This is a genomic window from Neobacillus sp. FW104-15D2 (genome assembly GCF_058790155.1).
Genome location: NZ_JBYTCJ010000007.1, coordinates 103,412 through 115,706, shown reverse-complemented (window position 1 = coordinate 115,706; position 12,295 = coordinate 103,412). Strand labels below are relative to the sequence as shown.

11 protein-coding genes are annotated in these 12,295 nt (G+C 40.0%); 3 read left to right on the top strand and 8 right to left on the bottom strand.

The genetic code is table 11. The features are described from left to right. Positions 1 to 459 precede the first annotated feature (459 nt). The 7 genes from AC3WR0_RS07970 to AC3WR0_RS07940 form a co-directional block, all read right to left on the bottom strand. On the bottom strand, positions 460 to 729 hold the full coding sequence (locus tag AC3WR0_RS07970) for a hypothetical protein (protein WP_027322607.1): 270 nt from the start codon (positions 727 to 729) through the stop codon (positions 460 to 462). A gap of 247 nt (positions 730 to 976) precedes the next feature. Continuing rightward, positions 977 to 1,963 carry a hypothetical protein gene (locus AC3WR0_RS07965; RefSeq protein WP_027322606.1) on the bottom strand — a complete coding sequence of 329 codons (987 nt, stop codon included), beginning with the start codon at positions 1,961 to 1,963 and terminating at the stop codon, positions 977 to 979. 9 nt (positions 1,964 to 1,972) lie between these two features. After that, complete coding sequence (locus AC3WR0_RS07960; RefSeq protein WP_027322605.1) at positions 1,973 to 2,695, bottom strand: glucosamine-6-phosphate deaminase; 723 nt, start codon at positions 2,693 to 2,695, stop codon at positions 1,973 to 1,975. 78 nt (positions 2,696 to 2,773) lie between these two features. Continuing rightward, positions 2,774 to 4,093: a family 4 glycosyl hydrolase gene (locus tag AC3WR0_RS07955; protein WP_492551803.1), complete on the bottom strand. Its 1,320-nt coding sequence runs from the start codon at positions 4,091 to 4,093 to the stop codon at positions 2,774 to 2,776. 63 nt (positions 4,094 to 4,156) lie between these two features. Beyond that, a complete protein-coding gene (locus tag AC3WR0_RS07950) occupies positions 4,157 to 5,125 on the bottom strand; it encodes a carbohydrate ABC transporter permease (protein ID WP_051270851.1) in 969 nt (322 codons plus the stop codon). Between the two features lie 15 nt (positions 5,126 to 5,140). Further along, positions 5,141 to 6,073 (bottom strand): carbohydrate ABC transporter permease, encoded by a 933-nt coding sequence (locus AC3WR0_RS07945; RefSeq protein ID WP_492551802.1) that lies wholly within the window; start codon positions 6,071 to 6,073, stop codon positions 5,141 to 5,143. Between the two features lie 121 nt (positions 6,074 to 6,194). After that, positions 6,195 to 7,514, bottom strand: coding sequence for an extracellular solute-binding protein (locus tag AC3WR0_RS07940; RefSeq protein WP_492551801.1), 1,320 nt, complete (start codon positions 7,512 to 7,514; stop codon positions 6,195 to 6,197). 103 nt (positions 7,515 to 7,617) lie between these two features. Here AC3WR0_RS07940 and AC3WR0_RS07935 point away from each other — a divergent pair, with 103 nt between their 5' ends. Then, positions 7,618 to 8,352 carry a GntR family transcriptional regulator gene (locus AC3WR0_RS07935; RefSeq protein ID WP_492551800.1) on the top strand — a complete coding sequence of 245 codons (735 nt, stop codon included), beginning with the start codon at positions 7,618 to 7,620 and terminating at the stop codon, positions 8,350 to 8,352. Between the two features lie 462 nt (positions 8,353 to 8,814). Beyond that, entirely contained in the window at positions 8,815 to 10,809 is a 1,995-nt protein-coding gene (locus tag AC3WR0_RS07930; RefSeq protein WP_492551799.1) for a glycoside hydrolase family 27 protein, read from the top strand. Between the two features lie 85 nt (positions 10,810 to 10,894). Here AC3WR0_RS07930 and AC3WR0_RS07925 read toward each other — a convergent pair whose 3' ends face one another. After that, positions 10,895 to 11,749, bottom strand: coding sequence for a stalk domain-containing protein (locus AC3WR0_RS07925; RefSeq protein ID WP_492551798.1), 855 nt, complete (start codon positions 11,747 to 11,749; stop codon positions 10,895 to 10,897). A gap of 123 nt (positions 11,750 to 11,872) precedes the next feature. On the opposite strand from AC3WR0_RS07925, the gene AC3WR0_RS07920 reads away from it, so the two are divergent. Continuing rightward, positions 11,873 to 12,103: a hypothetical protein gene (locus AC3WR0_RS07920; protein ID WP_492551797.1), complete on the top strand. Its 231-nt coding sequence runs from the start codon at positions 11,873 to 11,875 to the stop codon at positions 12,101 to 12,103. The last annotated feature ends 192 nt before the right edge of the window (positions 12,104 to 12,295 follow it).

Genomic DNA, 12,295 nt, shown 5'->3' with positions numbered 1-12,295 from the left:
GTAGTTCCCTCATTCAGACTCAAAGGCACTCCCATTTACTCATGCTGTCCGAATAGTTCCCTGATTCAGACTCAAAGGCACTCCGATCTACTAGTACAGTCCGAATAGTTCCCTCATTCAGACTCAAAGGCACTCCCATTTACTCATGCTGTCCGAATAGTTCCCTGATTCAGACTCAAAGGCTTTCGTATTTACCAATGCTGTCCGAATAAGACCCCCTTTCAGACTCAAAGGCACTCCGATTTACCAATGCTGTCCGAATAGATCCCTGTTTCAGACTCAAAGGCACTCCGATTTACTATTGCTGTCCGAATACCGCTCCATTCATTTCGATAAAGTAATATTGATTGGATTGGCGCGGAAGTTTGACAGGTTCCCGGATTGCCCGCGGAAAGCAAAGCGCCATAAAAAATAATAGGATGCCCTCCCCCTGTTGATTTTGGAGGTAAGGCACCCATTCTAACTCTGTTTGATATTTCCTTGAAAATGTTCATGTTTTTTTATCTCATGAAGGGTTTCTTCTATTTCACTTATGTAATGGTTAAATACATTAAGATGGTCTTCTTCCCTAAAATTCTTTTTATCAATAGAATTCAATAAAGCAATTATTGCTTTAAATTTCAAATCATCATGAAATGGAACCACAGATTCTCCGTGTATTTGTCCTTCTGCAACTAGCTCTCCCCTGTCATTCTCCATTTTAAAATTTACGGTTTGCAAATTATCCATAAACAAGCCTGCCACCTTTTTATTTTTTAACTTTCATAATATGTCCAAAATAGTTGATTATAATTTTAATTTTCCTTGAAAGGAGGCTTTGTTAATCTTTATGGATATTTGCTTTCTAATACAAAATTACGGATTCATTCATATCCTTACTGGAAAAAACGGCAAAAAAGCAGGTTTATAGGACGCATAAAAACGAGTCCTATCCTGCTTCTTTGTTAAAATATGAATGGATTAACTAAATGAATATTTACATCGTCTCAAACAATACTGCACCAGGCCCTGTTTCTTTTATTCGATCCACTATTGTATCCGATACAGTAATATTAAGCCGATCAAATGACAAATACAATGCTCCGATAACAGGTTCCACAGGGCTAATGATATGGCTTGCATACTTGTATTTTGGTTCTAGCTTTTGTTTTATCATGGAATTCAATAGGATAGAAGGATGGCGGAACCACCCCCCTGTATAGACGAAATCAAAGAGGTCATTTTCCTGGAAACTTACTTTTTTTGCTGCGGCCAGGGCATAATCTGCACAGCCGAATGCATATTTTTCGAGGATCTTGTTTGCACAAGGGTCGTTGTTATCCGCTTCCTGCATCATTGCCTTAATGATATTTTTGCTTTCCTTTCTCCTCGAACCGGTTCTGGAAGTTATATCAAAAAGCCAAGCTTCGATATTATCTTTTTGATAAATCTCGAGGACTCGTTTAGTAAGATTAGTCGGCTCTCCAATGCCAAGCTCTGCTTTTATGACAGAATCGTATATTTCTTTTACGATATCTTCGCTCCATAAGCCGCGGATCCAAAAGCTCCCGTGCCACATTTGTCCTTGATTGCCAACCGCTCCAATTGCCGCTCCGGTACCACAAACAATCGATACCCCCATTCCTGTTCGGGAGCCAGCTCTTAAACCCCCAATCGCATCATTGACGAGTGTAATATTTGAGAACCCACAGTTTTCAAAGGTTTCTCTTAAAAACTGATAGTCTTCAATCCAGTCGGCACCTGCCATACTGAAACTACTGGCCTTGAGCTGAGGAATTGAAGCCCCAGCCATCTCTAGAGCAGATTGAATGGCACATTTTACATGTTGAATGGAAATGTCTGAACTTCCATTGTAAATATCACCACAACCACTTCTCCCGAACCCGAGGATATTTCCATTTTCTTCAGCAACTAATGCAATTGTTTTGGAATTCCCTGCATCAACACCTAATAATAGACCCATTTCACCCTCCTACTCGGATAAAGCCAATTTATCAGCAATAACAATCACATTATTATGGGATTGAAGATGGGAGGATGGGACGGAATCATCAATCGGTCCGTACAATGTTTTTCTTAAAATCCCTTTTTTATGCTCTCCATTTACCAGAAGGATGACCGTCCTTGCCGCTAATAGAAGATCCATCCCAGCCGTAATGCTCATCGGCGGTACATTTTCGATCCCCCCCCAATAGACAGCATTGCTGACTAAGCTTTCTTCGGTCAAGGGTACAATCCTTGTGACATCTGTTAAAGCAGACGGAGGTTCGTTAAATCCCAAATGTCCATTCGGGCCAAGGCCCAATACAGCTAAATCAAACCCTCCTGCTTCCTTAACTTTCTCCACATATTCTCTACATGCCTCTTCTGGTTCGTCTATCTTCTCTTTAAGAGGTGTAAACCGGTCCTCCGAAATCTCCCATGGTCCTATAACCTCTTCCCGCACCCAACGCTCGAGGGAACGGGGATCATCTGCATCAAGACCAAGGTATCCATCCAGTTGAAAGACATGCAGGCTCCTTGTATTAAATTGCTTGATTTCTTTAAGTCTCGCTAATTCTTTATAAGTACCGGATGGTGAGTTTCCCACAGCCAACACGACTTTCAAATCTGGTTTTCTTTCCACTAATCCCCTAATGACTTCTGCCCCATATATGCTCATCTCTTCATAATTTTCCACTTCTACTACTTTCATAGAAATCCTCCTCGTTCCCTTTTTCGAAAAAAATTCGCCGTTTCTCTCGAAAACGAGAAACGGCATAGTGCAGACCTATTAATTCGTTACAGAAAGTTTATTTTTCACTAAGCGATTCGGTAGGTATTCTTGCAACGCTTCAGACATTTCATCATATAGCACTTCCGCTTTGTCATAGGATGCAACCAGTGGATTCGATGCTAATGCCTGGATGGCTTCTTCTCTTGTTCCATCCCAGGCAGCTTTTGCTGTTAACGACTGATAATTCCCCAACGCCTGAATTAAACCAACAACATGCTGAGGCAATGGTTCCTGGGCAAGAGGAGTAACACCGTGCCTATCTACAAAACAAGGCACTTCTACCACCAGGTCATTATCAAATCCCGGCAATGACCCTCTATTTGGGACATTGCAAGGCCAAATCTCTTTTTTATCATTAAATATAGCATCCATCACGTCAAATGCCAGCTCTAATTCATGGATTCCTCCTCGGGACCTCGCTGGATCCAGTACAGGATTCTCCCTTTTTGCGACATCTCTGTAATGCTCCCAATAATCTGGAACGGCAGCCAGGATATCCTGTGCTCTTGTCGTCGGCTTTGCCCTATATTCGCTGACAATTTCATCCATATAGTAATAGTATTTAAAGTAGTCAGAAGGGATTGACTTCATTTTTACAGCTAAACGTAATAGCCTTAAATCTGCTTGATTAACAGATGGATCCGTCCGTTTCTTTTCATAGGCTTCTTCCAACAGTGGGATGATATCTTTTCCATCATATAAAGCGCGAGTACTCCAGCAATTATGGTTTAAGCCTGCCATTTCTACATCCAGTAAATCACGATTAAGCCCTGCTTTGTCTGCTATCCATTGCGGGAATAGAAACGGTCCTTCGCAAAGTGAGATGACGGGTATTTTCGTATGGTGGGAAACAGCTTCCGAAACAATATTAACCGGATTGGTATAGTTAAATAAAATTGCATTTGGACAAACCTCTTCCATATCCTTTACAATATCTTTCATTACGTGTATCGATCTTAAGGCCATAAAAAATCCCCCTGGCCCTTGCGTTTCCTGACCGACAATTCCATGTTTTAACGGAATGCTTTCGTCGATATACCTTGCTTCAAATCCACCAGGCCTAAAGCTGGTTAATACAGCATCACAGTCCTTTAGACCTTCCCTTCGGTTAGTTGTATAGGAAACTGTTAAATCCATTCCCTCGCTCCGCGCCATATTTTCGGATAATTCCTTTACAACCTTCAGCCTATCTTCGTTTAAGTCAATCAAGACCACTTCGGAACCATTAAAATTTTCACCCTGATAGATAAAACTTGCCATTGTTCCTGGTGCTCTAGTACTTCCCCCGCCAATATAAGCCAATTTAATTTTTGCCATGCTTTTTTCCCCCATTCAAAATTAAAAGATTTTGACCGATACAGAGTAACGGAATTGCGCAGTTTAACCTTTTATGCTTCCAGCGGTGATTCCGCTGATGATATAACGATAGAATACTAGCGAAATTATCAATGGTGGCAAAGAGGCAATTACCCCGCCTGCTGTCATTAGACCCCAGTCCAGCGTATACCTCCCCACAAATTCAGATATCGCCACTGGCAGAGTCTTCGAGTTATAGGTCTGGGTTAACGCACTTGCAAACATAAATTCATCCCATGACCCAAGAAACGTATAAAGCGCTGTTGCTGCAATCCCCGGAGCAGCTACGGGAAAAACAACTTTGAAAATCGCCTTTAACCGTGAACAACCATCGATAAAGGCTGATTCTTCCAATTCCTTTGGTATCGACTGAAAATATCCTGATAACAGCCATATGATAAACGGCAGGGAAAAGGAAGTGTACGCAAAAACCAATGCCCAAGTTGTATCTAATAGAGAAGGAGTTTGGAACAATACAATATCTGTAAATGGTATATTTAGCTGGATCCCCTGCCTCATCATCATATAGATAGGAACCACTATACTGATGGATGGCAGCAACTGCATCGCCAAAATGACAAACAAGGCAGTTAATCGAAATCGGAATTTAATTCTTGCAATTGCATAGGCAGCAAAAACGCCGATTCCCATACTGAGAATTGTCGTGTAAAGGGAAACTTCCACACTGTTGCGGATGGCATTTAAAAAGTCATGGCCCCCGCTTCCGCTGAATATATGGATGTAATTTACCAGTGTTGGATGCTTGGTAAATAAAACACCGTCCAGTAATTCCCTTTTTTTTGTAATGGACGAAAGTAATAAGTACAGAAAGGGAGCTAATGACACCACTGAAAAGATAAGTAAACATATCCATAGATAAATTGGAGGTATCAGATTCGTTCCCTTTGTTTGAAAAAGCAGCTTTTTAATCGAACCCTTTTGACTTTCCCTTAGGGCATTTGATTGCAGTTTTTCTGCTTGTGTGTTTAACATCCCTCCCTCCTCCTTTTATATTTCATTTGAATTCTTCCTTAGGATTAATACATAAATCGAAATCAAAATAAGCATAAATATGGTCGATAGCCATGCCATCGCAGATGCAGTACCAAGATGAAAGTAACGGAAGCCGTTATTGAATGTTAAATAGCTAATAGAGGCAGTAGGATCCCCAGTATATACCGTCAAAATATCGTATACTCGGAATGCCCCCATAACACGCAGCACGACAGCAATTAAAATGGATGGAATTAGAGAAGGAATGGTCACATAAAAAAGCTTATTCCAGAATCCCGCACCATCAATCATTGCCGCTTCATACATTTCATGCGGAATTGATTGAAGCCCTGCCAATAAAATAATGGCGATAAATGGTGTGCACTTCCATGCGTCCGCAAAAATCACGCTGTAAATAATTTTGTCGGAATTGGCCAGCCACAAGGGGGCACTGTCCGGACCAATGAAATGGAAAAACTGCAAAATATGTGTCAGCAATCCAAATCCGGGTTCATAAATATATTTCCATAGGAGTCCATTCACTAATGTAAGCAAAGCCCATGGGATAATGATCATCAAACGGAAGACTATTCTTCCTTTAAAGATTTCATTAAGCAGCAGTGCGCAGAAAAATCCGCAAAAGAGCTCCAGCACAACGGAGCCACTGGTAAAAAGAGTGGTTCTTTCCATGGAGATCCAGAAGTCCTTCGATTGCAGCACCTCGATATAGTTCGCGAACCCATTAAAGGATACCCCTGTTCCATCCATTAGATTGTATTTGTAAAAACTCCAAATAAATGATTGAAAGATTGGAAAAATAAATGTTTTAAACAGGATGTAAAACGATGGTAGCAAGAATACGATCGCTAGAAGCATATCCTTGCGCCTTATGTTCCAAAATGGCTGAGATTTACCATGTTTCTCCCGTTTAGCAGGAATAGTAATCATTTGTCACCTCCATAAATGGAAATTTTGTTTAGGTTAATTTTTGAAAGTTTAGGTTATTCTTAGGAGATAACATTATCTATCTAATAATCTATTTGATGAGTTGGGTGTTTCTTCTGGTCCCTTATTTGTTTTCTTCCATCACTTTTTCAATTTTTTCCACAGCCGAATTCAATGCCTCCTCAGGTGTTTTTTCCTTCCTTAAAGCACTATGAAGCTCACCAGCTAAGATGTCCGACCAATTGACATATCCCGGGGCACTCGGGCGATCCACTCCGTATTTGTACTGTTCGCTTATTTTTCCGATGGTTCCCGTTTTATCAGCCTTTACGATCTCTGGATCATTAAACAATCCTTCTACGGAAGGATACCAGCCATCTTGTGTAAATTGCGGAATTTGATAGCCTTTGCTCGCAATGAATTTAACTAATTCAAATGCAGCCCCTTTATTTTTACTATTCTTCATCATGGCCAATCCTGCTGTCCCGGTCACCGAAGCAGACTTAACAGAACCTTCACCTGGAATTAAACCCATGTCTGTTTTGCCGGCCACTTTCGAATTGCTTGGGTCATTCAACGCAGGATACTGGCCTTCCCAGTTAGTCATCATGGCAATTTTCCCTGCTGAAAATGCATCCGTTACATTGTTTTCGTTCCATTGAAGACTTGCCGGCATAACTGTTTTATCTGTGTTGTATAGATCCACCATGAACTGTAAGGCTTGTAATCCGCCCCCTTTGTTAAAGGTAGGTTTTCCGTTTTGATCAAAAAACTCCCCGCCAAAGGATTTTACAAATGCTACATAATCACAAATTAAGCTTTCCGCTTGTTGCCACGACCATCCCGAAGCAACAATTCCTTTTGCTTTTAACTTTAAGGAATCTTCCTTGAATTCAGTCCAGGTAGTTGGAGGAGCATCAATTCCTGCTTTTTTCAGCAATTCGTTGTTCCAATAAAAATGCTTCGTACTGGAAAAGAACGGTACTGCCATCACATGCCCATCATTAGTGAGGGAATTGATGGAGGAGCTCGTGAATTGGTTACGAACGTTCTCTGGCATTGCGCTTGTTAGTTCTTGAACGATACCACCTTTGTAAAACTGTCCCGTCCAGATCGTATCCATTTCGACTAAATCAATGTCGGAGGAGTTTGACATAGCAGCAGTCGTTATTTTGTTGTAAAGGGCACCATAATTCACCTGAATCTGTTTTACCTTTATGCCTGTTTTTTTCGTGAAATCTTTTAACACACCTGCTTTCCATTCCCCAGGCTGCCAAAGTACCGTGATAGTCTTTCCTTTTGTATCGGGCGCCTGTTTATTCCAATCGAGCTTCGTTTCCTGACTACTTTGCCCCTGTTCCTTTGAACTGGGCACAGCGCTGCAACCGCTTACAATTAACACTATAAACAAAAGTATTCCCAGCCTTTTTAAAGTTTTAGGCATTTTACGATTCCCCCTTTACGTATATTGGTTGTAACGTTACTACAAATAAATATATGACCTTGCAAACAATATATTCGAATTTTGGCCAAAAAAAGGAGTGACTATGTTGAAAATTCAAAAAGGGGTTTCGCTCTACACTGTCATTAGTGAAACCATACTAAACGAAATTAAGACTGGAATCTATGCCGTGGGAGACAAGCTTCCAACAGAACCTGAATTAAGCAAACAATTTGATGTCAGCCGTACAACAATACGGATGGCACTTCAGAAGTTAGAAATGGATGGCATTATCAACAGAATGCAAGGGAAAGGGACTTTTGTAAAAAAACCCAAACATGAAGAAAATCTATCTGCTGCCTTTAAGGCTTTTTCAGATCAAATGAGAGAACTTGGGCTCGGTTACTATTCCAAAGTATTAGAACTACGGGCTATTCCTGCTGATAGCTTACTTGCTACTAAACTGGAAGTTTTAGAAAAAGAACCGGTTATCAAGCTGGTTAGGGTTCGTTATGCCAACAATGAACCACTCGTATTTGTTACTTCCTATATCCCCTGGAAAATCGCTCCTGACCTTATTAATGATGATTGCTCACATTCCCTGCTTCAACTGTTAAAGACAAAATACCAGGTGAAAATAAAAGGTGCTTTGGAAATCTTAGAAACTGTCTTAATCGGCAATTCAGAAACCTTCCATCTAGGAGTGCCCGTGGGTTCGCCTGCTTTTCTATTAGAAGCTATTGTTTATTCCGATAAAGATACGCCAATTGAATATTCTCACGGAATTATTCGGGGAGATTTAATGAAATTTGTTACAAAAAGAAATTACCAGGAATATTGATATTTAACAACTTCTTGGACTTATTAAACCAACAAACATCGTAATCCCATTTGATTATGAGAGCAACTATTAGGCTAGCAATACAGTATAAAATGAGTCTCTAGTTATGGGTTGCTCAACCGTGAAAAAAAGCCAACAAAATAATGTTGGCTTTTTACTATTGTTATATTAGGTCCTAGATTCTGTATCTGGAACATATTGTTCATTAATATATAAAACGTTCTATATTATCATAGATATATAAGTAAGTAGCTTAATAAACCCTCGCAAGAACAAAAGGCGCAAGCGCCCTGGTTAGCCGCAACAGGCATAAGACGAATCACGTAGGAAATCCCGATTTCTGAAGTGATTTGGCTTATGCCCCCGAGGGGTTGGGCGCTGGAGCTGGATTACAATAACCTAGTTCGGAGTTATCCATAACCCCTGATTCCTAAGAATCATCACCCTAATAAGGAGGTTTTTATGTTTAAAAAAGTAGTTTCCGCCATTTTATCCTGCTCAATTGCGCTAACCGGAATTTTATCCGTTTCTATATTCGCTTCGAAAGAAGTACAAGCTTCCACATACAATGAATTGGGACAACGGCCTTTTATGGGCTGGAGCAGCTGGAGTTCCATTCGGAAAAACCCAACTGAAAAAAACATTAAAGCAGCCGCAGATGTGTTGGCTGAGAAATTTAAGTCCCACGGTTATAAATATGTGAACCTTGATGATTATTACATGTTCAATTGGACCACTACCGTGGACAAGTATGGCAGATGGGTGGTAGACCCTAAGAAATTTCCTCACGGAATGAAAGCACTTGGAGACTATATTCATAATAAAGGCTTACATTTTGGCTCTTATGTAACCCTTGGTATTCCTAAAGCAGCGGTGGACCAAAATACGCCGATCGAGGGAACACCTTATCATGCAAAGGATATCGTGGATTTCAGCAAGGGACAGAAGGTAAATTTTAATTTTAAGAATATGTATTCGATCGATTTTTCCAAGCCAGGTGCACAGGAGTATATTGATTCCTGGGCAAGGCTGTTTGCTTCCTATGGAGTGGATTATTTAAAAATTGATGGGGTTCGTACACAGGATATTAAAGATATTGAGGCATGGGCAAAAGCATTAAAGAAAACAGGAAGACCCATTCATGTGGAATTATCCAATAATCTCGATATAGATTCAATTTCTTTCTGGCAGGATTTAGCCAATGGGTGGCGGACTGATCATGATGTAGAAAGTTACGGAAAGCCTACCAATACCGATTGGGAACATGTAGCCAGACGATTTAATCATGCGGCAAAGTGGCAGCCTCATGCAGGACCAGGCGGCTGGAATGACTTTGACTCTCTTAATGTTGCAAACGGAAGCAAAGATGGTCTGACTGATGACGAAAAACGATCCCATGTATCTCTTTGGGCCATTGCTGCATCTCATTTTGCTATTGGGAGCGACATGGCAAAATTAGACGATTTTGGAATCAGTCTGCTTACAAACGATGAGATCATAGCTGCAAACCAGAGCGGAGCAGCAGGAAAACGCCTGTATAAAACTTCGAACTCTCAGGTTTTTTATCAAAGCCTCCCGGATGGTTCTTACAATGTCGGTCTATTTAATACTGGTCCCTCTACTAAAAAAGTATCCGTTCCATGGGAGGAATTAGGATTCAAGGGTTCAGCAGACGTTCGTGATATGTGGAGCCATAAAGATATAGGAAGTATGAAATTAGGATTTACCGCACTACTTGCTACTCATGCTTCCCGTATGATCCATGTCGTTCCGGACTCATCTCTGATTGTATCCCCTAAAAGCGGTGAAACAGAGGTGAACCCATCCCAAGTTTCTCTCACGTGGAAAGCTCCAATAGGTGCTGAAGACTATCATGTATTGGCAGCGAAGGATCCTGATTTTTCAAAAGTAATCTATGATCAAATTGTATCTTCAACGTCGACAAAGCTAAAAAATCTTGAAACTGATGGACAATACTTTTGGAAGGTTTCCTCTTTTAAGAATGGAAAAGAGAAGTTAATAGGAATTTATTCCTTCCATACAAAAATGACAAAATCTCCTGCTGCCCCGGATTGGGTAATAGCAGACAGGAATAACAAAGATTCTATTTCACTTGCCTGGAACCCTACATTTGGTGCAGATTCCTACACCGTATATCGCAAAAAAGTGAATGGCTTAGGGCTCAGCAGCGGCTATAACCAAATAGCAACAGATGTAACCGACCCGCATTATATAGATCATAAAGCCACTCTTCAACATGGAGGCCATTATTCTTATATGGTTACTGCTCATAATGCAGTAGGCGAAAGTGCAAAGTCAATTGAAGGTCACTCAGACAAACAATCATCCATTATGGTGAGGGCAATTTCCACACTAGGAATTCTGCTGATCCTAATCGCAGGTGCTTTCTTTATTATCTCTAGACGAAATAATAATAAACCCACTATACAGGCTTAAACCAATATTGAACCTACAAACGAGCGGAGCAATTCGCAATTGAATTTGCTCTGCTTTTTTGTATTTTTTTAAACCTTGCTTCATTTTATTGAAACGAACCCTCCATGATAAAATCTGGACTCTTTTTTATATATTCTATCTTTTTTGCTTGGTACATATCATCTTTGAATTGATAGGTGATAAGAATGCCGCCTTCAGTTGGCGGAGAAAGATGCCCGCTTACATAAACCATCAGTTGGTTTTTAAATACAGAAAAATCAACCGTCTCATGTTTCAAATATTCATAAAAAGTGTCACTGGATATCTTTTTACCAATTTTTATCTCAACTTGATCTTTAGATATTCTCTTCGTTTTTACCTTCTTCTTCATGATCGCTAATGGATTATCAATTAGCTTTTCCTCATAAAATTCTTCGCCGCTTATCTTTGTTTTCTGAAGCACATGAGCTTCAGTAATGGTTATTCCTGTTCCATGTCCAGTTGTTAATATGACGACCAACTCCTCTTTGCCGTCCTGGTTAATATCTTCGAAAAATAACCTCGGACCAAACGCAGGATTATCAGAATTTCTCCAGTAAGGGAACCATCTGATTTCACCATTCATATCCAGCCTGAATTTTTCTAAATCCCCTTCTCGTTTAGTTGCGTAAAGTTTCGCCCTTGCTCTTTTTAGTGTTGCCACAACTTCCGATTGAGGTTCTCCCTTATTCGAAATATGAACTGTATTATTTTTCTCGTTATAATCCACTTCCAGCTTAAGTTCGCTGCTTATCGCACCAATGGAAACGAAGGGAGACCCGTCTATTATCTTTACAATGGATGGAGTACCGAAAACGGGCTGTCCATTGACAAACACTTTTAAAGGCGCACCGGCAGATGCAGCTGGAGCAATAATTATCAATAACAATATAAAAACAGTTATCCACCATTTTAATTTCATTTTATCAACAGCCTTTTAGGTATTTATTCCCCCTATTTTCCCCAGGCTGCCCCTTTCCTAGCAAAACTGTTCTCATGATTTGATTTGGGCGGATTTGGAACAATAAGCAGAGGAGGAATGGAAATGGAACATTATGAAGACTTTTTGCGGAGTAAAAATTGGATTGATAAAGATTTAGATGCGAGGTACATAAATATTAATCACCCATATGCCATTTTAATTTCAGGTGATGAAGGGCAGATTACTTTAAGAGGTAACGCTGGTATGGATAATGGATGGAATGGTGAAGAAATTTTTAGTTTCGATTCATTAAAGGATCTTCAAGAATGGTTTGAAAACAATATCGGTGAGTAATATCAATATAATTTAATGAGAAATTCAAGAAACCGGAACCTACACAAAGATCCGGTTTTTTTCTTTTTAAATAGTGATTTAACAACATGTTTATAGTAAAAACTCTTTTCTTTTAAAAAGTTGTGTCTATTTGTTGAACAGCTTAATAAATATGGTAATATAACCATCAATTTTATCTTCAGCATGACGGCA

What these genes read in the sequence shown, in the direction of transcription:
- AC3WR0_RS07970 (WP_027322607.1), bottom strand. Translation starts at nt 729, where the DNA reads ATGGATAATTTGCAAACCGTAAATTTTAAAATGGAGAATGACAGGGGA.
- AC3WR0_RS07965 (WP_027322606.1), bottom strand. Translation starts at nt 1,963, where the DNA reads ATGGGTCTATTATTAGGTGTTGATGCAGGGAATTCCAAAACAATTGCA.
- AC3WR0_RS07960 (WP_027322605.1), bottom strand. Translation starts at nt 2,695, where the DNA reads ATGAAAGTAGTAGAAGTGGAAAATTATGAAGAGATGAGCATATATGGG.
- AC3WR0_RS07955 (WP_492551803.1), bottom strand. Translation starts at nt 4,093, where the DNA reads ATGGCAAAAATTAAATTGGCTTATATTGGCGGGGGAAGTACTAGAGCA.
- AC3WR0_RS07950 (WP_051270851.1), bottom strand. Translation starts at nt 5,125, where the DNA reads ATGTTAAACACACAAGCAGAAAAACTGCAATCAAATGCCCTAAGGGAA.
- AC3WR0_RS07945 (WP_492551802.1), bottom strand. Translation starts at nt 6,073, where the DNA reads ATGATTACTATTCCTGCTAAACGGGAGAAACATGGTAAATCTCAGCCA.
- AC3WR0_RS07940 (WP_492551801.1), bottom strand. Translation starts at nt 7,514, where the DNA reads ATGCCTAAAACTTTAAAAAGGCTGGGAATACTTTTGTTTATAGTGTTA.
- AC3WR0_RS07935 (WP_492551800.1), top strand. Translation starts at nt 7,618, where the DNA reads ATGTTGAAAATTCAAAAAGGGGTTTCGCTCTACACTGTCATTAGTGAA.
- AC3WR0_RS07930 (WP_492551799.1), top strand. Translation starts at nt 8,815, where the DNA reads ATGTTTAAAAAAGTAGTTTCCGCCATTTTATCCTGCTCAATTGCGCTA.
- AC3WR0_RS07925 (WP_492551798.1), bottom strand. Translation starts at nt 11,749, where the DNA reads ATGAAATTAAAATGGTGGATAACTGTTTTTATATTGTTATTGATAATT.
- AC3WR0_RS07920 (WP_492551797.1), top strand. Translation starts at nt 11,873, where the DNA reads ATGGAACATTATGAAGACTTTTTGCGGAGTAAAAATTGGATTGATAAA.